This is a genomic window from Streptomyces sp. Ru62 (assembly GCF_002920615.1).
In the GTDB taxonomy this organism is placed as follows: Bacteria; Actinomycetota; Actinomycetes; order Streptomycetales; family Streptomycetaceae; genus Streptomyces.
This window is the reverse complement of the sequence record NZ_PQSU01000011.1, coordinates 25,190-49,742: the sequence shown is the minus strand read 5'-3', so window position 1 is coordinate 49,742 and position 24,553 is coordinate 25,190. Positions and strand designations below refer to the sequence as shown.

Annotated in this window: 20 protein-coding genes, 1 pseudogene and 1 riboswitch; of the genes and pseudogenes, 8 read left to right on the top strand and 13 right to left on the bottom strand. The window is 70.4% G+C overall.

Annotated features, from left to right (window positions below):
- Window positions 1-159 precede the first annotated feature (159 nt).
- From C3492_RS16425 to mctP, 3 genes are all read left to right on the top strand, one after another.
- On the top strand, window positions 160-921 hold the full coding sequence (locus C3492_RS16425) for a GntR family transcriptional regulator (protein WP_030657187.1): 762 nt from the start codon (window positions 160-162) through the stop codon (window positions 919-921).
- A 137-nt stretch (window positions 922-1,058) separates the two neighbouring features.
- On the top strand, window positions 1,059-1,322 hold the full coding sequence (locus tag C3492_RS16420) for a DUF3311 domain-containing protein (RefSeq protein ID WP_181140399.1): 264 nt from the start codon (window positions 1,059-1,061) through the stop codon (window positions 1,320-1,322).
- Entirely contained in the window at window positions 1,319-2,947 is a 1,629-nt protein-coding gene (gene mctP / locus C3492_RS16415; RefSeq protein WP_103812511.1) for a monocarboxylate uptake permease MctP, read from the top strand. The genes C3492_RS16420 and mctP overlap by 4 nt, the downstream gene beginning before the upstream one ends.
- Before the next feature lie 20 nt (window positions 2,948-2,967).
- On the opposite strand, the gene C3492_RS16410 is transcribed toward mctP, so the two are convergent.
- On the bottom strand, window positions 2,968-6,588 hold the full coding sequence (locus C3492_RS16410) for an ATP-binding protein (RefSeq protein ID WP_103812510.1): 3,621 nt from the start codon (window positions 6,586-6,588) through the stop codon (window positions 2,968-2,970).
- A gap of 396 nt (window positions 6,589-6,984) precedes the next feature.
- A riboswitch (cobalamin riboswitch) is annotated at window positions 6,985-7,138 on the top strand.
- 122 nt (window positions 7,139-7,260) lie between these two features.
- Here C3492_RS16410 and C3492_RS16405 point away from each other — a divergent pair.
- A complete protein-coding gene (locus tag C3492_RS16405) occupies window positions 7,261-9,636 on the top strand; it encodes a ribonucleoside-diphosphate reductase subunit alpha (RefSeq protein WP_103812509.1) in 2,376 nt (791 codons plus the stop codon).
- Entirely contained in the window at window positions 9,636-10,649 is a 1,014-nt protein-coding gene (locus C3492_RS16400) for a ribonucleotide-diphosphate reductase subunit beta (protein WP_103812508.1), read from the top strand. The genes C3492_RS16405 and C3492_RS16400 overlap by 1 nt, the downstream gene beginning before the upstream one ends.
- 7 nt (window positions 10,650-10,656) lie before the next feature.
- Here C3492_RS16400 and C3492_RS16395 read toward each other — a convergent pair.
- A pseudogene (locus C3492_RS16395) lies at window positions 10,657-10,986 on the bottom strand (hypothetical protein); the annotation flags it as partial.
- A gap of 170 nt (window positions 10,987-11,156) precedes the next feature.
- Window positions 11,157-11,372 carry a hypothetical protein gene (locus C3492_RS16390; RefSeq protein ID WP_103812507.1) on the bottom strand — a complete coding sequence of 72 codons (216 nt, stop codon included), beginning with the start codon at window positions 11,370-11,372 and terminating at the stop codon, window positions 11,157-11,159.
- A 92-nt stretch (window positions 11,373-11,464) separates the two neighbouring features.
- Between C3492_RS16390 and C3492_RS16385 the strand changes: the two genes are divergently transcribed.
- Complete coding sequence (locus tag C3492_RS16385; RefSeq protein ID WP_103812506.1) at window positions 11,465-12,427, top strand: GlxA family transcriptional regulator; 963 nt, start codon at window positions 11,465-11,467, stop codon at window positions 12,425-12,427.
- A gap of 22 nt (window positions 12,428-12,449) precedes the next feature.
- Here the strand turns inward: C3492_RS16385 and C3492_RS16380 are convergent, their stop codons facing one another.
- The 10 genes from C3492_RS16380 to C3492_RS16335 all read right to left on the bottom strand — a co-directional run bounded on the left by C3492_RS16380 (window position 12,450) and on the right by C3492_RS16335 (window position 22,434).
- Window positions 12,450-13,847 carry a cytochrome P450 gene (locus C3492_RS16380; protein WP_103812505.1) on the bottom strand — a complete coding sequence of 466 codons (1,398 nt, stop codon included), beginning with the start codon at window positions 13,845-13,847 and terminating at the stop codon, window positions 12,450-12,452.
- Complete coding sequence (gene cyc1 / locus C3492_RS16375) at window positions 13,844-14,929, bottom strand: epi-isozizaene synthase (RefSeq protein ID WP_103812661.1); 1,086 nt, start codon at window positions 14,927-14,929, stop codon at window positions 13,844-13,846. The genes C3492_RS16380 and cyc1 overlap by 4 nt, the downstream gene beginning before the upstream one ends.
- Before the next feature lie 290 nt (window positions 14,930-15,219).
- Window positions 15,220-15,870 (bottom strand): peptide deformylase, encoded by a 651-nt coding sequence (gene def / locus C3492_RS16370; RefSeq protein WP_103812504.1) that lies wholly within the window; start codon window positions 15,868-15,870, stop codon window positions 15,220-15,222.
- Between the two features lie 64 nt (window positions 15,871-15,934).
- Window positions 15,935-16,915, bottom strand: a complete 981-nt coding sequence (locus C3492_RS16365) for a hypothetical protein (RefSeq protein WP_103812503.1) — start codon at window positions 16,913-16,915, stop codon at window positions 15,935-15,937.
- Window positions 16,916-17,014: 99 nt separating this feature from the next.
- Complete coding sequence (locus C3492_RS16360) at window positions 17,015-18,298, bottom strand: HD-GYP domain-containing protein (RefSeq protein ID WP_103812502.1); 1,284 nt, start codon at window positions 18,296-18,298, stop codon at window positions 17,015-17,017.
- On the bottom strand, window positions 18,295-19,599 hold the full coding sequence (locus tag C3492_RS16355) for an HD-GYP domain-containing protein (protein WP_103812501.1): 1,305 nt from the start codon (window positions 19,597-19,599) through the stop codon (window positions 18,295-18,297). The genes C3492_RS16360 and C3492_RS16355 overlap by 4 nt, the downstream gene beginning before the upstream one ends.
- Window positions 19,600-19,710: 111 nt before the next feature.
- Entirely contained in the window at window positions 19,711-20,022 is a 312-nt protein-coding gene (gene rsrA / locus C3492_RS16350; RefSeq protein ID WP_103812500.1) for a mycothiol system anti-sigma-R factor, read from the bottom strand.
- Entirely contained in the window at window positions 20,019-20,714 is a 696-nt protein-coding gene (gene sigR / locus C3492_RS16345; RefSeq protein ID WP_014674890.1) for an RNA polymerase sigma factor SigR, read from the bottom strand. Before sigR ends, rsrA begins: the two co-directional genes overlap by 4 nt.
- 255 nt (window positions 20,715-20,969) lie before the next feature.
- Window positions 20,970-21,599: an alpha/beta family hydrolase gene (locus C3492_RS16340; protein WP_103812660.1), complete on the bottom strand. Its 630-nt coding sequence runs from the start codon at window positions 21,597-21,599 to the stop codon at window positions 20,970-20,972.
- Between the two features lie 19 nt (window positions 21,600-21,618).
- Complete coding sequence (locus C3492_RS16335; protein WP_103812498.1) at window positions 21,619-22,434, bottom strand: SOS response-associated peptidase; 816 nt, start codon at window positions 22,432-22,434, stop codon at window positions 21,619-21,621.
- A gap of 50 nt (window positions 22,435-22,484) precedes the next feature.
- On the opposite strand from C3492_RS16335, the gene C3492_RS16330 reads away from it, so the two are divergent.
- Together C3492_RS16330 and aroA are read left to right on the top strand one after the other, a co-directional pair.
- On the top strand, window positions 22,485-23,207 hold the full coding sequence (locus C3492_RS16330; protein WP_103812497.1) for a M50 family metallopeptidase: 723 nt from the start codon (window positions 22,485-22,487) through the stop codon (window positions 23,205-23,207).
- Between the two features lie 28 nt (window positions 23,208-23,235).
- A complete protein-coding gene (gene aroA / locus C3492_RS16325; protein ID WP_014674885.1) occupies window positions 23,236-24,552 on the top strand; it encodes a 3-phosphoshikimate 1-carboxyvinyltransferase in 1,317 nt (438 codons plus the stop codon).
- Window position 24,553 lies beyond the last annotated feature (1 nt).

Here is a 24,553-nt window from a genome sequence, read left to right as displayed (position 1 = left end):
CCCTCCCGATGGACTAGACCAACAGCGGGCGCAACGGTATATAGAGGAGATCACGGAGCGTGCGGGTGGAGTGCTGACACGACAACCCGTGCCACGATGTGAGCCGTGGCCGATGGGGATGTCGGTCGCTTTCGGCATCAGGAGCCGGGAAGGCAGAGCATGAGCACCGACGTCAGCAGTGCGGAGAACGAGGCCGGCACCACCCGTACCGCGCGCGTGCCGAAGTACTACCGCTTGAAGAAGCACCTGCTCGACATGACGGAGACGCAGGCGCCGGGCACCCCGGTCCCGCCCGAGCGCACGCTGGCCGCCGAGTTCGACACCTCCCGCACCACGGTGCGCCAGGCCCTTCAGGAACTGGTCGTGGAGGGCCGGCTCGAACGCATCCAGGGCAAGGGCACCTTCGTGGCCAAGCCCAAGGTCTCGCAGGCGCTGCAGCTCACCTCCTACACGGAGGACATGCGCGCCCAGGGCCTGGAGCCGACCTCACAGCTGCTGGACATCGGGTACGTCACCGCCGACGACCGGCTCGCCGAGCTGCTCGACATCACGGCCGGCGGGCGCGTGCTGCGCATCGAGCGGCTGCGCATGGCCAACGGCGAGCCGATGGCCATCGAGACCACCCATCTGTCGGCCAAGCGCTTCCCGGCCCTCAGGCGCTCGCTGGTGAAGTACACCTCCCTGTACACAGCGCTCGCCGAGGTGTACGACGTCCACCTCGCCGAGGCCGAGGAGACCATCGAGACCTCCCTGGCCACGCCGCGCGAGGCGGGACTGCTCGGCACCGACGTGGGCCTGCCGATGCTGATGCTCTCCCGGCACTCGCTGGACCGCGAGGGCAAGCCGGTGGAGTGGGTGCGCTCGGTCTACCGCGGGGACCGGTACAAGTTCGTGGCCCGGCTCAAGCGGCCGGCGGAGTAGGCGCCGCCCGACCCGTGCCCGGTACGTTCGCTGAATCGATATACCGATATGCGGACGAGGTCTTCCACTCCCGCGACACCGTCACCTAGATTGCCTGCTCATTACACAGGTGATCAGCGAGGGGACGGAGCCGTGGCATGTCGGAAACGCCTGAAGTGAGACCACCGGTGGTGACACCGGTCCGGGTGATCATCGCCCTGTGTCTCGTCGCGCCCTTCGTGGCGATGCTGTGGGTCGGCTCGTACGCCAAGACGGATCCCACGTTCATCGGGATCCCGTTCTTCTACTGGTACCAGATGCTCTGGGTGCTGATCTCCACCGCGCTCACGATTCTGGCGCACCAGCTCTGGAAGCGTGACCAGCGTGCCCGCAAGGACGCGAACGGGGGTGCGGTGAAGTGAAGGACGGCGTCAACGGCGTCGCGCTCGGCGTCTTCATCTTCTTCTTCCTGGCCGTCACGGTCATGGGCTTCCTGGCCGCGCGCTGGCGCAGGGCCGAGAACGAGCACTCCCTGGACGAATGGGGTCTGGGCGGCCGGTCTTTCGGCACCTGGATCACCTGGTTCCTGCTCGGCGGTGACCTGTACACGGCGTACACCTTCGTCGCCGTACCGGCGGCGATCTACGCGGCGGGGGCGGCCGGGTTCTTCGCGGTGCCGTACACGATCCTGGTGTACCCGCTGATCTTCACCTTCCTGCCCCGTCTGTGGTCGGTCTCGCACAAGCACGGCTACGTGACCACGTCGGACTTCGTGCGCGGCCGGTTCGGCTCGAAGGGCCTGTCGCTGGCGGTGGCGGTGACCGGCATCCTGGCGACGATGCCGTACATCGCGCTCCAGCTCGTCGGCATCCAGGCGGTGCTGGACGTGATGGGCGTCGGCGGCGGCGAGAACACCAACTGGTTCGTGAAGGACCTGCCGCTGCTCATCGCCTTCGGTGTGCTGGCGGCCTACACCTACTCGTCCGGTCTGCGCGCCCCCGCCCTGATCGCGTTCGTCAAGGACACCCTGATCTACATCGTCATCGCGGTGGCGATCATCTACATCCCGATCAAGCTGGGCGGGTTCGACGACATCTTCGCCAAGGCGGGCGAGGCGTTCAGCCAGGTGAATCCGGCCACCGGCAAGCCGCGCGGGGCGCTGGCGCCGGGGGAGGCTAGCCAGTGGACGTACGCCACGCTGGCGCTCGGCTCCGCGCTCGCGCTGTTCATGTACCCGCACTCGATCACCGCGACCCTGTCGTCCAGGAGCCGTGAGGTGATCCGCCGCAACACCACGATCCTGCCGCTGTACTCCCTCATGCTGGGTCTGCTGGCGCTGCTGGGCTTCATGGCGATCGCGGCCGGCGTGAAGGTCACCAACGGCCAGCTAGCCATCCCGCAGCTGTTCGAGGACATGTTCCCGGACTGGTTCGCGGGCGTGGCGTTCGCGGCGATCGGCATCGGCGCGCTGGTCCCGGCGGCGATCATGTCCATCGCGGCGGCCAACCTCTTCACCCGCAACATCTACAAGGACTTCATCAAGCCCGACGCGACGGCGGAGCAGGAGACCAAGGTCTCCAAGCTGGTCTCGCTGCTGGTGAAGGTCGGCGCGCTGGTCTTCGTCCTCACCATGGACAAGACGGTCGCCATCAACTTCCAGCTCCTGGGTGGCATCTGGATCCTGCAGACCTTCCCGGCACTGGTGGGTGGCCTGTTCACCCGCTGGTTCCACCGCTGGGCGCTCATCGCCGGCTGGGCGGTCGGCATGATCTACGGCACGGCCGCGGCCTACGGCATCGCCTCGCCGACGCAGAAGCACTTCGGCGGCAACGCCAAGGAGATCCCCGGCATCGGGGAGATCGGCTACATCGGTCTGACGGCGTTCGTCCTGAACGTCCTGGTGACCGTGGTCCTCACCGTCGTGCTGAAGGCCGTGAAGGCCCCCGAGGGCATCGACGAGACCAAGCCGGAGGACTACACGGCGGACGCCGGCGACCCCGGTGTCCAGGTGGAGCTGCCGCCGGCCACCGCGGGCAGCGCTCACTAGCCCACGTCCCGGCCGGGCGCTCAGTCACGCGTGCGCCCGGCCATCGCGTCCCAGAAGCCGTCCAGTTCACGGACTCGCATGCTCACCCAGGGGGGTGTCTTGCGGTGCACGGTCCGGGGCAGCTTGCGGCGTATGGGACCGGGCAGGAGGACCTGCTGCTGGCGGCAGAAGGGCTCACGGATCTCGCCCCGGGGGACACCGCCCCGGGGCGGGTACGGGCAGAGCTGGAACTTGCAGTCGGGCAGACAGGCGCTGCCCGGCGGGGGCGGGGCGGCGGTGCCGGGCCGCAGATCGGGCCGTAGCGGGTCGCGGTTCGTGCCGATGCACGGCGGAAGCGGCATGCCCGGCCGCTCGGCGCGGAGCATGCGCTCCTCGACCTCGCCCGGATACCCGTCCCGCTCGACCAGGTTCAGCATGATCAGCACGTCGGCGACGAGGCGCTGGGCGCGGCCGTCGAGGGTGCTCCAGCCGGCGGAGGGCGGGATCCACAGATTGTGCTTGCGGTAGCCACGGTTGTTTCCGGTGCGCGAGCCGATGTTGTCGGTGACGGTCTTCTCGTCGATCCAGAGGAAGCGTTCCGGCTGTCCGGTCTCCAGTGCCATGGCCACCAGGTCGCCCGCCTCGGCGACGAACGGATGCAGGACCCGCCGGGGCGCGTCGCCGTTGCCGCCGGGCCAGCCGGGCACCGTGTTCACCGTGCCCGCCATCGACAGCCAGCGCTGCACCGTCTGCACCGCGTTGCTCCCACCGATCGCCCGGGACGGTTCGCCGGAACCGTCGACGTCGTCCTCCCGCAACACCGCGCAGTCCGCGTCCTTCTCATGACGGCCGACGCTGTCCGGGAGCTCCCACAGGCACAGCGCCTGAAGCAGCATCACCTGGGTGTACCAGCAGCGTGACTGCTGCAGCACGGTCTCCGCCTGCCGGATCAGATCGGCCCGGCTGCCCGGGTACGAGTGAGGGTGGCGTTTGCGCCGGTTGGCCGCGAACTTGAAGCCCTGGGCCAGCGCGGTCTCCAGCGGGAGGGGCAGGTCGGGGCTGCCGTGCGTGTCCTTCGGATCGAGGTGGCGCAGCCACTTGGTCAGGCGGCCCCGGGCCTCGTCACGGTGGGCGTCGTCGACGGAGCCCAGCAGCATGGGGAGCATCCAGGCGCGCATCATGAACTCCCTGGACAGCTCGATGCGGGCCTTGCGGTACTGCTGCTTGATCTCCTTCCGCTCCTCCTGGAGCCGATCGACCTCCGCCGACGACTGGTCCCGCGAGGAGGCACGGGAGGCCACCGCCTTCCGCATCCTCCCCGTCCAGTCCTGGTACCGGTCCCTCTTGTGGACTCTCAGCTTGTCGACCTCGTTGTTGTACTCCCCGATGGGGTCGGTGTTCAGGCCGATCTTGTCCCGGATGAAGGCGAACGCGTCGTTTCCGCCGCTGCCGAACTCCTGGGCGACCACCAGGCGTACGGAGTGCGAGGGCTCCGCCTTGCCGATGTGGAAGAGGTGGTCGTAGAGCTGCATGGTGTCGGTCTTCTCCGAGGCCGCGCGCAGTGCCGTGCCGAGTTGCTTGAGCAGTGCGAGCTTCGCGTCCTCGACGGTGCGCCGGTCGCCCTTGATGTGGGGCCAGCGGCTGTGCACCCGCTCGACGATGTCCCACAGCAGCCGTGGCCGGCGCTCCACGCTGTCGACCTCCAGGGCCGCCGCGTACAGGTCGAGGGCCTTGGGATCGTCGGCACGGTGGTTCGCGGCCATGAACAGCCGCTCGGCCAGGGGGTGGCCGTACACGGGGGCGCGCCGCACCAGCTCGGCCCGGGTCTTCTGCCATTCGGCCCCCATACTGCCTCCCCTGGCCGACAGCTTCGCCGCCCGGTGACGGGAGAGCAGCACCGCGGCGATGAGCAGCTCGCGGCTGGGGCCCGGCGGCCGCAGCGCCTGCTTGATCAACTCGCCGGCGTCACGCTCGTCGAGGTGCCGCAGCAGGCGGAAGCCGAAGTAGGCCTGGATGATGCTGTGCGGAAAACGCACCCTCTTCTCGAAGCTCTCCACCAGCTGGAGCTTGTTCGCGTTGGCCGCCAAGTGGGCGAGCGCGGTCTGGCACCGGCCGATGTCGCCCTTGGTCAGACGCTCTCTCTGTTCCTGGCTCAGATGGGCGCAGAGCGTGTCCCAGATCCGCTCCCGGTGCCACTCCGTGAAGGCGTTGCCTCGCTTGTCGTACTGGTCGAAACGTGGTCTCTGGGCCCACAGGTGCTCCGCCCGGGCCCGAGTCCGCCGGGCCGGACCGGGGTGTACGTCGTTGTCCAGCAGCTCGGCGAAGCCGACCTCCAGCTTGTCCTGGAGCAGTCCTGTGCAGGCGAGCGCGGAGACCACCTCCAGCGTGTCGCGGCGCTCCCGCGGGTCCAGCTCGACGTCCCCGCGCAGTCGGCCCTCCCGCACGGCGAGATCCCATGTCTCCAGCAGCCACAGCCGCAGCGTGCTGCGGTCCCAGCTACGGGTGTCCAGCCGGTCCTTGTCGTTGCGCGGACGGTCACGTTCCAGGTCTCCGTGGTGGTGCAGTTCACGGGCGATCTGCAGATAGATGGGCGACTCCGTGACCTCGGCGGTCTCCACGATCCAGTCGACGCGGCGCTCGTCCGTCTCCGGGATCCGGGCCTCGACGAAGTACAGCGCCTCCTCCTCGCTGAGCGGTTCCAGCTCCACGATCGCGGCGGGGGTGCTCTCCAGCGGACTGTGCGGCCGGGACGCGATGACGAGCGGCAGTTTCTCCTCGTGGGCGCGCTCGATGGCCCGGCGGATGATGTTGTCCCTGTCCTCCTGGAGGCGCTCGTCGAGGACCGCCTCCTCCAGGCCGTCGGCGATGACGACCACCTTGTCGTCGGCGAGCAGTTGCTGCCAGACCCGGTCGTTCTTGGTGCGTGCCAGGATGCCGCGGGGCGCTTCCTCGGCGAACCGTTCCCTGGCCATGCGCTCGAAGTTCAGATCGGCGCCGGTGGCGTCCCGCAGCCGGATCGGCACGGGAACGGCGTGCTGCCGGGCGAGCAGTTCCGTGAGCCGCACCAGGACGGCCGTCTTGCCCGTGCCCACACCACCGACGAGCAGATACGGCCTGCGGGTGTCACGCTGCCTCAGTCGTTGGGCGATGACCCGGACGATCTCCTCGCGGCCCACGATCTCGGCGATGTCGGGGCCGGCGGTGGGCACCAGTTTGCGGGGGTGCTTGCGCGCCTTCGCGAGGTAGCGCCGCTTGGTCCACCAGTACCAGAAGAACAGGAAGAGGGCGGCGGCGATCGAAGCGGAGAGGACCGGACCGACGAAGCGGAGAAGGGCGTCGAAGCCCTGGTTGTTCTTCCGCCACGACTCGAACCCCGTCGTGTGGTGCGAGATCAGGATGTACACGCCCTCGCCGACCCACGCGAGGACGGCGAGCGCGGCAAGGGCCCAGACAACCCGGGCCACGTTGGTGTACGAGGCCCATCTGCGCCAGTTCCGGGGGCGGGTGGTGTCGAGGCGGGCCTCCGACCTGATGGTCAGATGGTGCCAGTAGGCCATGAAGAATCGTCTGACCCGGCGCCACGCCCGTCTCGCGTACAGCGTCGCCATCGGCGCGTTGCGTGGCCGCTCCTTGCCTGGTGGATGACGGACGATGCGCGTCATGGTGCGTTCTCCTTCCGAGACCAGCTTTCGGCACGGAGGACCCCACGAAGCACCTACTTCCATGAAAACATGGGCATTCCGCCCCGCAACCCGGCAGGCGCCGCCTCGGATCCCCGGGGATCCTCGCCGTGTCCCCCCGGCGGAATCGGTGGGCCGTCGCCGCGGAGGTCCTCGTGGCCGTTCGTGACGGCGTCCTCCTGGGCGGGGTCACCTTCGTCCGCTCCGGCGTCCCCATGACCGACATCGCGGGATGACCGACATCGCGGGTCCGGGAGAGGCAGAGATCCGGAGCCTCGGTTTCGTCCGCGCCCCCGAGCGGGACCGGCATCCCCGGGCCGGGACGACATCGCACTGCGTGCGAGTTGGCCCTCAGAGGCCGGGTCGGCACTACATCTGGGGGTGACATGGCAGCCCGGCACTAGATGTATGCTCTTCTCGCTGTCGTCGCAGGGGAATCCGGTGTGAATCCGGAACTGTCCCGCAACGGTGTACTCGCGTGCCTCCGCACGCCTGTCGAGTCCGAAGACCTGCCGGCGGTGCACCCGGCCGTCCAGGCCCGGGTGGTTCAGACGTCCGGGCCTCGTGGAGTGGGCCGGTGGACGCGACGCCGTGCGCGCTCGTGGCTGCCCCTGCCTTCCGCCAGGCCCCGTGCCGAGCGAGGGAGAGCCCCACGTGACCATCGCGCCAGTCGACCCGGCTTCAGTCAGCGAGCTGGAGACCGACGGTCCCGGTGCCGCGCTGCTGCGGACCCTGACCGAGCTGACCGCCGACCTGCCCGACGCCGACCCGGGGCGGGTGGCCGCCGCCGCGCTGCGCGGCCGGTCCGCTCGGGCCGACGAGGCGGAGCTGCGGGAGCTGGCCACGGAGGCCGCGGCCGGCCTGATCTCCGAGGACCCCGCCTACTCCCGGCTGGCCGCCCGGTTGCTGACCCTGGCCATCCGGGACGAGGCCGCCTCGCAGGGCGTGACGTCCTTCACCGGGTCCGTCGCGGTCGGCCACCGCGAGGGCCTGATCGCCGACCGCACCGCCGAGTTCGTGCGGCTGCACGCCGAGCGCCTCGACGCGCTGGTCGACCGTACGGCCGACGACCGGTTCGGCTACTTCGGCCTGCGCACCCTGCACAGCCGCTACCTGCTGCGCCACCCGGTCACCCGCAAGGTCGTGGAGACGCCCCAGCACTTCCTGCTGCGCGTGGCGAGCGGACTGGCGGAGGACGACACGACCCGCTCCGTGGACGAAGTCGCGGACCTGTACGGGCTGATGAGCCGCCTGGACTACCTGCCGTCCTCCCCCACCCTCTTCAACTCCGGTACGCGACACCCGCAGATGTCGTCCTGCTACCTGCTCGACTCGCCCCTGGACGAGCTGGACTCCATCTACGACCGCTACCACCAGGTCGCCCGGCTGTCGAAGCACGCCGGCGGCATCGGCCTGTCCTACTCCCGCATCCGCTCGCGCGGTTCGCTGATCCGGGGGACGAACGGGCACTCCAACGGGATCGTGCCGTTCCTGAAGACGCTGGACGCCTCGGTGGCGGCGGTGAACCAGGGCGGCCGGCGCAAGGGCGCGGCAGCGGTCTACCTGGAGACCTGGCACTCCGACATCGAGGAGTTCCTGGAACTGCGGGACAACACCGGCGAGGACGCCCGCCGCACCCACAACCTCAACCTCGCGCACTGGATCCCGGACGAGTTCATGCGCCGGGTCAACGCCGACGAACAGTGGTCGCTGTTCTCCCCCGCCGACGTCCCCGAACTGGTCGACCTGTGGGGCGAGGAGTTCGACACCGCCTACCGCAGGGCCGAAGCGGCGGGCCTGGCGAAGAAGACCATCGCGGCCCGCGACCTGTACGGCCGCATGATGCGCACCCTCGCCCAGACCGGCAACGGCTGGATGACCTTCAAGGACGCCGCCAACCGCACCGCCAACCAGACCGCCGAACCCGGCAACGTCATCCACTCCTCCAACCTCTGCACCGAGATCCTCGAAGTCACCAACGACGGCGAAACGGCCGTCTGCAACCTCGGCTCGGTCAACCTCGGCGCCTTCGTGGACACGGCGACCGGTGACATCGACTGGGAGCGGCTGGACGAGACGGTCCGCACGGCCGTCACCTTCCTGGACCGCGTCGTCGACATCAACTTCTACCCCACCGAGCAGGCGGGCCGCTCCAACGCCAAGTGGCGCCCGGTCGGCCTGGGTGCGATGGGCTTGCAGGACGTCTTCTTCAAACTGCGCCTGCCCTTCGACTCGGCGGAGGCAAAGGCCCTCTCCACCCGGATCGCCGAACGCATCATGCTCACCGCCTACGAGACCTCCGCCGACCTCGCCGAACGCAACGGCCCCCTGCCCGCCTGGAACCAGACCCGCACCGCCCGCGGCGTCCTCCACCCCGACCACTACGACGTCGAGCTCTCCTGGCCCGAGCGCTGGAACGCTCTCCGCGAGCGGATCGCTCAGACGGGCATGCGCAACGCGCTGCTCCTCGCGATCGCGCCGACGGCCACGATCGCGTCGATCGCGGGCGTGTACGAGTGCATCGAGCCGCAGGTCTCCAACCTGTTCAAGCGCGAGACCCTCTCGGGTGAGTTCCTCCAGGTCAACTCCTACCTCGTACAGGACCTGAAGAACCTCGGCGTCTGGGACGCCCGCACCCGCGAAGCCCTGCGCGACTCCAACGGCTCCATCCAGGACTTCGCCTGGATCCCCGAGGACATCCGCGCCCTGTACCGCACGGCGTGGGAGATCCCGCAGCGCGGTCTGATCGACATGGCGGCGGCGCGCACCCCCTTCCTCGACCAGGCGCAGTCCCTGAACCTGTTCCTGGAGACGCCGACGATCGGCAAGCTCTCCTCGATGTACGCCTACGCCTGGAAGTCCGGCCTGAAGACCACGTACTACCTGCGCTCCCGCCCGGCAACGCGCATCGCCCGCGCCGCCCAGGGCCAGGCGCAGGCCGCCAAGCCCATCCCCGTACAGCAGGCCACCGACCCCGACGCGATCGCCTGCTCCCTGGAAAACCCCGAGTCCTGCGAGGCCTGCCAGTAATGACCACCCGAAACCAGAACCTGCTCGACCCGGGCTTCGAACTGACTCTCCGTCCGATGCGCTACCCCGACTTCTACGAGCGCTACCGGGACGCCATCAAGAACACCTGGACCGTGGAGGAGGTCGACCTCCACTCGGACGTCGCCGACCTCGCGAAACTGACGCCTGAAGAACAGCACCTCATCGGCCGGCTGGTGGCGTTCTTCGCGACGGGCGACTCGATCGTCGCGAACAACCTGGTGCTGACGCTGTACAAGCACATCAACTCGCCGGAGGCGAGGCTGTACCTGTCGCGGCAGCTGTTCGAGGAGGCCGTCCACGTCCAGTTCTACCTGACCCTCCTGGACACCTACCTCCCCGACCCCGACGACCGCGCCGCCGCCTTCGCCGCCGTGGAGAACATCCCCTCCATCCGCGAGAAGGCCGAGTTCTGCTTCAAATGGATCAACGAGGTCGAGAAGATCGACCGCCTGGAGACCCAGGCAGACCGCCGCCGCTTCCTGCTCAACCTCATCTGCTTCGCCGCCTGCATCGAAGGACTCTTCTTCTACGGCGCCTTCGCCTACGTCTACTGGTTCCGCAGCCGCGGCCTGCTCCACGGCCTCGCCACCGGCACCAACTGGGTCTTCCGCGACGAGACCATGCACATGAGCTTCGCCTTCGACGTCGTCGACACCGTCCGCAAGGAAGAACCCGACCTCTTCGACGACCAGCTCCAGCAACAGGTCACCGACATGCTCCGCGAGGCCGTGGAGGCCGAGCTCCAGTTCGCCCGCGACCTGTGCGGCGACGGCCTGCCCGGCATGAACACCGACTCCATGCGGCAGTACCTGGAGTGTGTCGCCGACCAGCGCCTCACCCGCCTCGGCTTCGCCCCCCTCTACGGCTCCGAGAACCCCTTCTCCTTCATGGAGCTCCAGGGCGTCCAGGAACTCACCAACTTCTTCGAACGCCGCCCCTCGGCCTACCAGGTCGCGGTGGAGGGCACCGTCGACCTGGACGAGGACTTCTGACCGGCCGTTACTTCAGCTTCACCGCGTCCCCGGCCGACACGACCCGCGCGGTCGTCGTCGTGCCGGGGAAGTACCAGCGCCAGCTGCCCGCCGCGGTGGCGGTGACCTTGGTGCTGAGCTTTCCGGCGTCGCCCGTGCGCACGGTCTTCACCGTGCGGTATCGGGCGGCGCCGGCCGCCTTGAACTGGAGCTTGACGTCCTGCCCGGTGAACCCGTGGTACTTCAGGTCCTCCCAGTTCGCCCGGGACAGCTTGCCGGTGACGGTCAGCTTGGCGCCCTTGGCGACGGGCTCGGGAGAGGCGTCCGTGGTCAGCCGCGAGGCCCGCTTCACCTTGTACGAGCGGGCCGGCACCTCGTGTCCGCGTGGGCGCCCGTCGCCGTAAGCAGCGTCAGGGCCGCGGCCCCGCCCGCCAGGGCCCAGGCCGTTCTGCCTCGCATGTTCCCTCCCCTTGTGATGTGAGAGGAGAGGTTACACAGCGGGCGGACAGGCCCCGCACACGGTTTCCGTCAGGCGGTACGGGCCGCGCCGTGGCGGCTCCTGCGGGGCTGGGGCTCCTCCGCCGGTTCGGTGGGCCCGGGTGTCCCCGGCCGCTCGGCCGCCCTGAGCTGGCGGTCGATGCGCCGGTCGCGCACGATGCCGAGCACGGACGGGAGGACCAGGAGGACCAGGATCCCGAGGGTGGCGATCATTCCGATCAGGCCTTCGATCTGGTTTCCGTTCATGACACCACTGTCGCGCCGGACACCCCTTACCGGGAGTGGCAGGACTGCCGTAGAGGCTCGAATTACTGCCACTGCCGAGGCACACTGGCAGCATGCTGAAGAACGTGGCCGCCGTGCTGCTGGACGGGGTGCATCCCTTCGAGCTGGGTGTCGTGTGCGAGGTTTTCGGCATCGACCGCAGCGACGACGGGCTGCCCGTGTACGACTTCGCCGTGGTGTCGGCGGAGGGGCCCGAACTGAGCACCCACTGCGGGTTCACCGTGTCCACGCCGTACGGTCTGGAGCGGCTGGAAGAGGCCGATCTGATCGCCGTACCGGCCGGTGAGACCTATACACAGCGCGCGTACCCGGAGGAGCTGCTGGCGGCGCTGCGGCGGGCCGTGGACCGGGGCACCCGGGTGCTCAGCGTCTGCTCCGGGGTGTTCGTGCTGGCCGCGGCGGGGCTGCTCGACGGACGGCGGTGCGCGGCGCACTGGCACAACGCCGAGCAGCTGTCCCGGCGCTATCCGCGGCTCACGGTCGAGCCGGACGTGCTGTACGTGGACGAGGACCCCGTGATCACCTCGGCCGGCACCGCCGCCGGGATCGACGCCTGTCTGCATCTCGTGCGCAAGGAGCAGGGGCCGGAGGTGGCCAACAAGATCGCCCGTCGGATGGTGGTGCCGCCGCACCGGGACGGCGGGCAGGCGCAGTTCATCGAGCGGCCCCTGCCGAAGGCGCCCTGCGACACGGTCGGGGAGGTGCTGGCCTGGATGGAGGCCCATCTCGACCAGGAGGTGACCGTCGAGCAGCTCGCCGCCCGCGCCCATATGGCGCCGCGCACCTTCGCCCGGCGCTTCCAGCAGGAGACGGGGACCACGCCGTACCGGTGGATCCTTCGCCAACGGGTGCTGCTCGCACAGGAGTTGCTGGAGGGTACGGACGAGACCATGGACGCCATCGCCTGGCGCACCGGGTTCGGTACGGCCGCCGCGCTGCGCCACCAGTTCGTCCGGGCGCTGGGGACGACCCCGAACGCCTACCGGCGCACGTTCCGGGGCCCGGAGGCCGCCTGAGCGCGCGCCGGTACCAGGTGGTCTACCAGGGCATCGCCCGCAGCAGCAGGTTCTGCGGGCGGAGCGTGATGCCCACGCGGGTGGTGTCGTCGGACCCGCTGACCTGCTCGAAGCGGTACTTCGCGGAGATCGCCGCGGTGATCAGGCTCAGCTGGGTCATGGAGAAGTGGTCGCTGGGGCACTTGCGGTTGCCCACGCTGAACGGGCTCATCGCGTACTTCGGCACCTCCTTGGCCCGCTCGGGCAGCCAGCGGTCGGGGTCGAAGTCGAGGTGGCGGGCGTAGGAGCGGGCGTCGCGCTGGATGGCGTACGGGCTGTAGACGATGTCCGCCCCGGCCGGAATGCGATAGCCGCCGAGCGCGGTGTCGCTCACCGCGCGCCGCGTCAATATCCATACCGCGGGCCGGAGTCGCATGGCCTCGACGACGACATTGTTGGTGTGCGTGAGTGAGCGGACGTGTTCGAATCCGACCGGTCGGCCACCGGTCACGGATTCGACCTCGGTCCGTACCTTCTCGGCGTGTTCCGGGTGTGCCGCGAGGACCTGGAGCAGCCACATGATCGTGGACGCGACTGTTTCGCTGCCGGGGGTGAGTATGGCGACGACCTGGTCGTGTATCTCCTGTTCCCCGATGGGGTCGCCATTGTCGTCCTTCGCCTCCAGCAATGCCGTCAGCAAATCGTCCGGCTTTTGACCAGATGCCCTCCGCTCGGCGACGATCTCGTCCACCAGCAGATGCAAATCGGCCAGCGCCCGGTTGAATTCACGGTTGGCCGGGAACGGCAGCCGGTAGAGCGGGCCGAGCGGGATCACCATCCGGCGGTACATGCCACGGAAGACGGTGGCGAGATCGATGCTGAGCCGTTCCGCGCGCTCGTCCATGTAGTCGCCGCGCAGCAGGCAGCGGGCCGCGATGCGGACGGCGACCCGGAAGGCCTCGGAGGTGCAGTCGATGGTGCCGCCGGGTTTCCAGCGGTCGGTCAGCGCGTGCGCCTCCTCCTCCATGATCGGCCCGTAGCCGGGTATCGCGTCTAGCCGGAATGCGGGTTGTATGGTGCGCCGCTGCCGGCGGTGCCGGGGGCCGTTCGCGGTGGCCACGCCCTCCTTGCCGAGCAGGCCCTCCAGGGACTCCCACAGCGGACCGTCGATCTTGAAGTCGGGGTTCAGGGCCAGTGCTCCGGTGAGCGCCGGGGTGGTGACGGCGTACACCGTCTTGGGACCGAGCTTCAGGCGGACGACGTCTCCGTGGTCGCGCAGTGCGGACATGAAGGCGAGCGGGTCGCGGACCAGCTTCAGACCGTGCCCGAGGACCGGTACGGCACCTCCGGCCAGGGGCGGTTCACGCAGGTCGGGCGTCTCGGGGTTCTCGGGCGTACCGGGGGTCCCGGGGTTCACGGGCTGTACCGACTCGACGGTCATTTCTCACCTGCCGCTTCGTTCGTCACGTACGGGGGCGTGGAGCGGTCGTCCCAGCTGTCGACCATGTACCGGCCGGACTCGTGGTGGAACCAGTAGACGGAGCTGAACCAGTTGCGCATATTGCCGACACAGGTCTGGACCGCGGTGCTCAACTCCTTTCCGCGGACCGTTCCGTCGTCGATCTCACGGGCGAACCTCAGGGCGTCCTGCTCCGCTTCGAGGAATTCGCTGATGCATTCCTCGACGCGCCGCCGGACGTCGTCCACCGCTTCTTCGAGGGTCAGCCCCGTGTGGGTGATGAGGCTGATTCCGAGATTGTGCACCTCGTCGCCCGCTATTTCCTTCGGGAGCGAGCAGAGGTCGTTGTACCAGGCGGCGAATTCCTGACTGAGGAGGGCCGCCCGGCGGTATGCCGGGTTTTTGCGCACGGCGTCCGGGAGTTCACATCCGGCACTGGGTTCGAGCAGGTCCGTCCATATCCAGTGCGCGAAGGTGAGCCGGCGCAGCGCCAGGTATTCCTCGACACCGGGTATGTATCCCTCGGTGCGGTTGCGGAATTCACGGTCGTAGGCCTCGATGACCGCGTGGAAGTGCCGGGCGAACCGGTGGTTCCAGGTGGGCGACAGGAAGCCGTACAGCCGCAGCACGCTGTCCGCGAAGCCCGCCACCAGTGGGTCGGGGTGGCGCAGATGGTGCCTGGGTGCGTCCAGAGCCGCGTGCAGCCGGTGCCGCAGCCGCCGCCAGTCGCCCGCCCGGCCGTGCACGATGTCGCGGTCGTGGCGGTCGTCCCAGACGAAGAACCAGGCGCTGTAGTCGGCTATGGCCTGGAGGACCTCGTCGGGGGCACCGGTGTAGTAGCCCGCCATGAGGTCGGTGTAGCACAGGCCATCGGCATATTCCTGGACCTTGGCCGACGGCATGAGCCGATTTTCCAGGAGCCAGAGCCGGGTCTTCTCCTGGAGCCGTGGCCAATACGGATGCAGTTGCCGGGGAAAGGCGGACTCGATCACCGGGAGTGCCAGTGAGGGTGGGACTACGACCGCCGTCTGCGTCGCTGTGGTGCTGTGTGGGAAAGCTTGCACGAACAAACCCCTCTCAGCCGCCAGGAGCGCACACCCCTCCCGTTGTGCCGGGCGTGCGCCGTTGCGTATCCCGCACTTCCATTCAGCACCACAACTGAGCGCCATGGGAACGGATTTGCTCCATTCACCACCCCAAGGTGCCGCGAATCTCCCCTGTTTGACTGGTTAAGGATCACCAGGAGCGCAGAAGGGACCGGTTGTACGACGCACGCACGAGCGAAGCGCGGTGACACGAAGGCGCCCCGGCCGGGAAGGATCCCGGCCGGGGCGCCCCAAGTGCCCGGCGTCGCTCAGTCGTTGGCGACCACGGGGTAACGTGGCTCGTTCTCCGCCATCTGCCGCAGCGCATCCTTGCGGTCCCGCTTCGAGAGCCGGTCGATGTACAGGTAGCCGTAGAGGTGGTCGGTCTCGTGCTGCAAACAGCGTGCGAAGTAGCCGGTGCCGCGGACCTTGATCGGGTTGCCCTGCTCGTCCTGGCCGGTCACCTCGGCGTAGTCGGGACGGGCGAGCGACGCGTACGCCGTGGGCACGGACAGACAGCCCTCGTTGCTGTCGTCCAGCCGGCGCTTCTCGGCGGGCAGGTCGACCAGCTTCGGGTTGCAGACCACGCCGACGTGCCGGACACCCTCGTCGTCCGGGCAGTCGTAGACGAAGACCTTCAGGTCGACACCGATCTGGTTGGCGGCCAGGCCCACGCCCTCGGCGGTGCGCTGGCTGGCGAACATGTCGGCGACGAGCTGCTGGAGCTCCTCGCCGAACTCGGTGACGTCCTTGCACTCCTTGTGCAGCACCGGGTTGCCGACGACCGTGATCGGCCGGGAGGTGCCGCGCTCGCGCCAGGCCCTCTCGCGCTCCTCGCAGTCCTCCGTGTCGACGACATAGCCCTCGTCGTCGACAGGGAGCACGCCCGCGTGCTGCTGATCGGTGTCCTGCTGCGCCATGACCGACGTACGCCTTCCTCAAAGAACAGGGAGAGATGTTGCTGATACAGGGTACGGCGCCTGGTCAGCAGACCTCTTCCAGATCGCGCCAGTCCCGCGAGTCCGGGCTGTCCGCGACCCACCCGTCGAGCAGCCCCCGCACGAGCGACGCCGGGGCCGCGACACCGCACTCCCGCTCCGGCACCCAGAGCTGTCCGTCCGTCCGGTGCCCGAGCGGCCCGGGGTGACCCGGCTCGCTGTGGTCGTGCGGGTCCAGGTGCACCCCCTCGCCCTCGTCGGACGGCATGCGGGACTCGCTGCACATCCGGCACAGCAGCCGTACCGACGACGACCAGTCCTCCGCCGCGAAGCCCGCGTCCGCGGCCAGTTGCTCCAGCGCGTCCCGGTCGGCCTCGGTGGCCGCCTCCAGCAGGACCACCCAGGTGGGGACGGGCGACGGCGCCCACAGCTCGATCTCGTCGAAGACCGGGTAGGAGTGCCCGGTCGAGGTGGTGCGCTCGCCGTGCGGTACGCCGTCGTGCAGTACGACCTCACCCCAGCGCCGCCCGGAGGAGGGCAGCGGGATCGACAGCACCTCCATCCGCGCGGGGTCCAGCCGGCGGCCCCACACCACCTCGGCCTCCCCCTCCGGGGAGAGCCGCACGGCCGCGCTGCCCAGCTCCATGCCGACGGGCTCCGCGGAGGCCGCGGCACCCCCGGGCACCTTCAGCCCGTACGCCTGCCAGGCGCGGCGGGCCAGCGGCCAGTCCTGCAGCGCGGTCGCGGCGATGCCGACGTTCCACCAGTCGGGCGCCCCGGTCTCCCGGTCGAGCAGGGCGACCGCGCGTAGTCCGGCCGCGCGCGCCTGCTCCCAGTCGTGCCGGAACTTGTGCAGCAGGGCGAGGTTGAACCAGGACTCCGACAGCCAGGGTTCCAGATCGGCGGCGCGTGTCAGCAGCTCGCCCGCGTCCTCGTACCGGCCGTCGCCGATGAGTGTGAACGCCCGGTCGGTGGCCTGCCGCCAGGAGGCGGAGGGCCGGTGCCGTCCCTTGCCGAAGATCCTCACGATTCCCGCCTGCCAGTTCCATTTCCCGCTGTGGGCTGGCTTGTGCCCCCGGACACCCTCTCCCTCGCATCCAACCACGTGCCGCGGGAAAGGCGCTCATTACCCATGGGTTACCCCGCCGGGCGCGGGGTCAGACAGTCCTGTTCGTCGCACCGGCACGCGCTCCCGGACTCCGGGAGGCCTGGCCAGTACCCGGGCGAGCGACTCCACGACCTCGGGAGCGTAGTCCCCGGCGGTACCGAGTCGCAGCTCCTCCAGCGCGCGCAGCGGGCCTTCGGGACCGGCGTCCCGGGTCTTCTCCTCGTAGGCGTTCACGGCCCGGACGATGCGGGCGGCGAGCGGCTGTTCCCGGTAGGGGTCGGCCTGCCGTTCCACGACGACGGCGACGGCCGCGTCCACGCCGGTCTGCCGGACGACGGCACCGCCGAGCAGGGCGATGCGCCGCTGCTCCGCGGCGGGCAGGCCGGCGGTGGCGCCGGCCGGGACCGGGTCGACCAGGCTGAGCTGGCCGATGTCGTGCATCAGGGCCGCGTGCTCCAGGACGGTCAGTTCGGGCCCGCTCAGGCCGAGGTCCCGGCCGACGGCGAGGCTCAGCGCGGCAACGCGGTGGGCGTGCCCCGCGGGGGTGCAGCCGGCGATCTCGGTGGCGCGGGCGAGGGAGGCGATGGTCTGCCGGTAGGTGGCGCGGACGGCCGCGTACCGGCGCAGGGAGAGCTGGACGAGCAGCATGGGCAGGCAGAACACGGGCAGCGCCCACAGGCCGACGACGGCTACCGCGAGTGCCATCACGGCGCCGGTCGCACAGATCGCGGAGCCGATGCCGAGCAGTCCGCGCAGTTCCTCGCGCAGCAGCGGGCCGAACGGCCAGCTAGTGCGGCAGTGCGCGAGCGCGGCGGCCAGGACCGCCCCGCACAGGGAGGTGAGGGCGAGCAGGGTGAGCAGCAGGAGGGCGTAGGCGGGACCGACCCAATGGGCGAAGACGCCCTGGCTGTAGAGCGGTTGGAAGCAGACGGCGGCGAAGCCGACGGTGAGGATCCGGCGGGTCAGGTGGTCGGCGGTGGGGCCGCGGCCGGACCAGATGTGCGGGACGGCGCCGAGCACGGTGGCGACGAGGACGACGGTGACGACCTGGGCGGCTCCGTGCTGGCCGGGCCGTCCGGCGTCGGCGCCCAGCAGGGCGTACGACAGGGCGCCGGCGGCACCGAGGGGCGCGGCCTGCCGCTGTCCCTGCTCGTCGTTCCAGCGGGTCAGTTCGCCGACGGCTATGAGCACGCCGAAGGCGAGCGCGACGCCCCGGTCGTGCAGGCCGGTCCAGAGGGTGACGGCGAGGGAACCGGCCGCGACGAGGGCGGCGGCGGCGTGGATCAGCCGCAGGGCGGTCACCGGGGCGCCCCGGTGCCGGTGGTCCGCTCCGCGGGCGGGGTGCCGTACGCCGGTTCGTCGGCGGTGACCGCCGGGTGCCAGCCGGAGCGGCGCAGGGCGCGCACGAGCGCGCCGACCATGCGGGGGTCGAAGTGCGACCCGGCGCAGCGCTCCAGCTCGGCGACGGCGGCCTCGACCGGGCGGGCCCTGCTGTAGCAGCGGGTGGAGGTCATGGCGTCGAAGGCGTCCGCGACGGCGACGATCCGGGCGCACTCGGGGATCTGGCCGCCCGCCAGGCCGTACGGGTAGCCGCTGCCGTCGAGCCGTTCGTGGTGGTGGAGGATGGCCGCGCGGGCCTCGCCCAGGAAGGAGATCCCGCGGACCATCTCGTGGCCGTACTCGGGGTGCAGCTCGATGATCCGCCGTTCCTCCGGGGTGAGCGGGCCCTCCTTGCGCAGCAGCCGGGTGGGCACGCCCAGCTTGCCGACGTCGTGCAGGATGCCGGCGAAGCGCAGCACCTCGACGCGGTCGTCGTCCATGCCGAGTTCGCGGGCGATCAGCACGGAGGCCTGTCCGACGCGTTCGCTGTGGCCGCGGGTGTAGCCGTCCTTGATGTCGACGGCCTGGACGAGGGCGCGGATGGTGGCCTGGTGGGCGGCGCGTTCGCGGTGGTACAGCGCGAAGACCCACCAGGAGACGCCCATCGGCAGCAGCACGAGGAGCGCGGCGACCGGGCCGTAGGGGCTGCGCCACAGGACAGCCATCATCAGCCCGGCGAGTCCGTGCACCGTGACCGGGGCGAGTGAGCGCCCCAGCAGCCCGCGCCAGGCCCGCCGCAGCGGCACCAGCCCGGCCGCCGCGCGCAGGCCGCCGTCGAGCGCGGTGAGCACCAGGCAGAACGCGAGGACGGCCGCGCCGGCGGGCAGCAGCGCGGAGGGGAAGTCGGAGCCGAGGACGGCGTCCTCGCCGCCGAGCGCGCAGTGCGTCCGGGCGGCGGCCCACACGGCGAGCGCGGGCTGCGCGGCCCGCCACACGCGCCGGAGCAGGGCGGGCCGGTGCTCGACCGGGGAGAGCAGCGCGGCGGGCACCGGGACGAGCGCGGCGGCGGCCGGGGGCAGCAGGAACGCACCGGCGAGCAGCACGGGGTAGAAGGTGCCGCCGAAGCGGCGGCGTACGGCGTGCCCGCAGACCGCGTAGAGCGCGGCGAGCAGGGCCGGCTCCCCCCAGGGGGTGTGCGTCGCCGGCAGGGGCAGCAGGCAGAGGACGGCCGACAGGGCGACGACGGCGACATAGCCGCGTGCCCTTGCCGGTACCACGTCCATCACGCCCCTCCCCGACCGTGCCTGCTCCAGGCTCGGAGCCTAGGGCGGAGTCGGGGGGTGCGGGGCTTATGACCTGAGGATTAGCACGTTCGGGTGAGATGTCCCGGCGTGTCAGGACTCCTGCGGTGCCGCGGGGGCCTTGGCCACGTCGTGCTCCGGCACGGTCTGCCCGGAGCGGATCAGCTCGATCCGCCCCATGACCTTGGCCCGGAGGTCGGCGGGCACGTCGTCATGCCCGCAGCACCGCTTCACCAGCTTCTTCACGGCCTGCTCCAGGCCGTACTTCTCCAGGCACGGGGAGCATTCCTCGAAGTGGTGCTGGAACTTGTCGCGGTCGACGTCCGGCATCTCGCTGTCGAGGAACTCGTACAGGTGGTCGAGGACCTCACTGCAGTCCGTCTCGTGCGGCTCTCCGCAGCTCATGAGCCCGAGCCTTTCGCTTCGTTCGACTCTCCGGCGCCGGCCGGGACCAGCCCGCGCTCACGGGCGTAGTCCTCCAGCATGCCGCGCAGCTGACGGCGGCCCCGGTGCAGCCGGGACATCACCGTACCGATGGGTGTCCCCATGATGTCCGCGATCTCCTTGTAGGCAAACCCCTCGACGTCCGCGAGATAGACGGCGATGCGGAACTCCTCGGGGATCGCCTGGAGCGCGGCCTTCACGTCCGAGTCGGGCAGGTGGTCGAGCGCCTGCGACTCGGCGGAGCGCAGACCCGTCGACATGTGCGACTCGGCACGGGCGAGCTGCCAGTCCTCGATCTCCTCCGCGGCGGAGCGCTGGGGCTCGCGCTGCTTCTTGCGGTAGGAGTTGATGAAGGTGTTCGTGAGGATGCGGTACAGCCACGCCTTGAGGTTGGTGCCCTCGCGGAACTGGTGGAAGGACGCGTACGCCTTGGCGTACGTCTCCTGCACCAGGTCCTCGGCGTCGGCCGGGTTGCGCGTCATGCGCAGCGCGGCCGAGTACATCTGGTCGAGGAATTCGAGCGCGTCCCGCTCGAAGCGCGCGCTGCGCTCCGCGGTCGACTCATCGGACGCGTCCGCGCTGACGCCCTGGCCCTCGGGCAGCTCCGCCTGGCCGTTGTCGGTCCCTGCGTCGGTACCGGTGACCGGACCCACCTCCTCAAGATCACGGGCGGGACCGAAACCGATCCCACTCGTTTCGGAGGATAGAACACGACCCGTGCCTGCCGCCGCTCGAATAGGAGCGGTCTTGGCCGCGTGCAGCACGGACCAGTCCAGGTCATTGCGGCTGCTGCGGGCCGGGCAGATGGTCGAACCCATGCGGCGGACTTCCTCTCCTACGACGTCGGTGCCGAAGCCGTCGGCACTTCCGTCGCTGTCAACAGCGGCCCACCGCACAACATTCCCGGGTCACCCGAGTGACGCGATCCACTCCCGTACCGCGCCGGTGACGGTTTCCAGCGCCCGCTCCTGGGTGATCTCCGCGCGCTTGGGCACGGCGAACCCGTGATCGCCGTACGGCACCTCGATGAGCCGGAAGTCACCCTCCGGGAACTCCGCCGGCTTCCCGAAGGGGTCGTTGCCGCCCTGGACGACCAGCGTGGGCACGCCGGCCCCCAGCAGCTCGTCCGCCCGGGACTTCTCCGGCTTGCCCGGCGGGTGCAGCGGGAAGCTCAGCGCGAGCACGGCGTGCGCGCCCAGCCCGGCCGCCGTGCGGCAGGCGACCCGGGCGCCGGCGCTGCGGCCCCCGGAGACCACCGGCAGGCCGGGTTCCGCGAGCGCGGGCCACACGCCCCGCCACCCGGTGTCCAGGGTCTTCGGCGCGGGAGCGACCTTCTTGCCGGCGACCCGCCAGGGCTGCTCGACGAGGGCGACGGTCACGCCGTCGGCGGGCAGGGCGGCCGCGAGCGCCCGGAGGTCGCGTGCCTCGATGCCGCCGCCGGCGCCGTGGCTGACGGCCAGCACCAGCCGTGCCCTCTTCGCCGGGTGCCAGGTGATCCGGGCGTCACCGGCATCCGTACCGACCGTCTGTGTGGTCACTTCCGTCACGTCCGTCACATCAGAAGAGTGTGCCCTCTTCCGGTCCCTCCAGCTCCTTCAGCAGCTCCGGGCCGTTGTTGCGGACGTTGCTGACGGCGGTGGGGACCGGGTAGGCCCGCATCAGGCCGGCCGGGGGCGGGGCGAGCAGCTCGCGCAGGTCGTCGGGGTCGGTGCGGGAGGGGTCCAGCCAGGCGTCCCAGCGGTCCGGGGTGAGCATCAGCGGCATCCGGGGGTGGATCTCGGCGAGGGAGCGCGGACCCTCGGCGGGGGCCACGGCCAGCGGGGTCCGCTCCGCCTCGGTGGTGATCACCGAGCAGGTGGCCCACCAGGCCCGCGGGTGGTCGTCGGGCAGGGTCCGGTCGCGCCAGAACTCGTACAGACCGGCCATCGCGAACACCGAGCCGTCGGCGGGCAGCACGAAGTACGGCTGCTTGCGCGGCCGCTTCTTCCTGCCCTCCACCTCCAGGTCGCGCTCCTGCTGACCGGTGACCCACTCGTAGTAGCCGTCGGCCGGCACGATGCAGCGGCGGGTGGCGAAGGCGCGCCGGTAGGCGGGCTTCTCGTGCACGGTCTCGGCGCGGGCGTTGATCATCCGGGCGCCACCCTCCGGGGTCTTGGCCCAGGACGGGACCAGCCCCCACTTCAGCGAGCGGAGCTGGCGAACCGGACGCGGGGAGTCCGCGTCTTTCAGAGGGCGGTCCAGGACGGCGTAGACCTCCTTGGTCGGCGCCACGTTGTAGTCGGGCTCCAGGGTCTCCTCGGGGTCCCACTTCTCGACCTCGAAGATTCCTGCGAGATCCTCGGGCCCACGACTCGATGCATACCGTCCGCACATACGTGCCACACTGCCAGATTCCGTCCAGCGAAAGGGAGCCACCAGCAGATATGGACCGCCTCGCCGCCACCGCGCTGCCCGGCCTCTGGGACCGGCTCACCGGCACCCAGCCCGACCCCGACCTGTGGGTGGTGCTGGCCACGCTGGCCGCCGCGCTCGCGGTGGTCGTCCCCCACCCCGTGTGGCGGATATCCCGCAACGCGATCACCATCGCGCACGAGGGCGGTCACGGTCTGATCGCCCTGCTCACCGGCCGGCAGCTCACCGGGATCCGGCTGCACTCCGACACCAGCGGGCTCACCGTGAGCCGGGGCAAGCCGCACGGGCTGGGCATGATCCTGACGGCCGCCGCGGGCTACACGGCCCCCTCGCTGCTGGGTCTCGGCGGGGCCGCGCTGCTGGCCGCCGGGCGGATCACCCTCCTGCTGTGGGTGGCCACCGCCCTGCTGGTGGCGATGCTGGTGATGATCCGCAACGCGTACGGCGTACTGACCGTGGTCCTCGCGGGCGGGGCCTTCCTGCTGGTGTCCTGGCTGGCGGGGCCGCAGGTGCAGGCCGCGTTCGCGTACGCGGTGGTGTGGTTCCTGCTGTCCGGCGGGGTACGGCCGCCGTTCGAGCTCCAGGCCAAGCGGTCCCGGTCGGGGGCCGGGGACTCGGACGCGGACCAGTTGGCGCGGCTGACGCACGTACCGGCGGGCCTGTGGCTGTTCCTGTTCCACGCCGTGTCGCTGTGTTCGCTGATCGGCGGGGGCCGCTGGCTGCTGGAGGGTTGACGGCGCTGCCTCCTTATAAAGTGGCCCCATGGCCCCGAACACCTCCTCCACCGCCCTCTGGCCCGCCCCGCACGCGAGCGGAGCCGTCGACGCGACGGTCCACGTGCCGGGGTCCAAGTCGGTCACCAACCGCGCTCTGGTCCTCGCGGCCCTGGCCTCCGAGCCCGGCTGGCTGCGCCGCCCGCTGCGGTCCCGGGACACCCTGCTGATGGCCGGTGCCCTCAGGGCCATGGGCGTGGAGATCGAGGAGGGCGTGGGCCCGGACGGCACCGGCGAGGCCTGGCGGGTGCTGCCCACGGGCCTGTCCGGCCCGGCCACGGTCGACGTCGGCAACGCGGGCACGGTGATGCGGTTCCTGCCGCCGGTGGCCGCGCTGGCCGACGGCCCGGTCCGGTTCGACGGGGACCCGCGGTCGTACGAGCGTCCCCTGAACGGCGTGATCGACGCGCTGCGGGTGCTCGGCGCCCGGATCGACGACGACGGCCGGGGCACACTGCCGCTGACCGTGCACGGCGGCGGGGCCCTGGACGGCGGCCCGGTGTCGATCGACGCCTCCTCGTCCTCGCAGTTCGTGTCGGCGCTGCTGCTGTCGGGCCCCCGTTTCAACCAGGGCGTGGAGGTCCGCCACACCGGCGCCAGCCTGCCCTCGATGCCGCACATCCGGATGACGGTGGACATGCTGCGCGCGGTCGGCGCCCAGGTGGACACGCCGGAGTCGGGCGGCGAGCCGAACGTGTGGCGGGTGACGCCGGGCGCGCTGCTCGGACGGGACCTGACGATCGAGCCGGACCTGTCCAACGCGCAGCCGTTCCTGGCGGCGGCCCTGGTCACCGGCGGCAAGGTGGTGATCCCGGACTGGCCGGCCCGTACCACCCAGCCGGGTGACCGGCTGCGGGAGATCTTCACCGAGATGGGCGGTTCCTGCGAACTCACCGAGTACGGCCTGGAGTTCACCGGTTCGGGGGCGATCCACGGCATCGACGTGGACCTCGGTGACGTGGGCGAGCTGACCCCCGGCATCGCCGCGGTGGCCGCGCTCGCCGACTCGCCGTCCACCCTGCGGGGCGTGGCCCATCTGCGGCTCCACGAGACGGACCGGCTGGCCGCGCTCACCAAGGAGATCAACGAGCTGGGCGGTGACGTCACGGAGACGGCCGACGGCCTGCACATCCGCCCGCGCGCGCTGCACGGCGGGACCTTCCACACCTACGAGGACCACCGCATGGCGACCGCCGGTGCGATCATCGGCCTGGCCGTGCCGGGCGTGCGGATCGAGAACGTGGCGACGACGGCGAAGACCCTGCCGGACTTCCCCGAGCTGTGGACCGGGATGCTCGGGCAGTAGG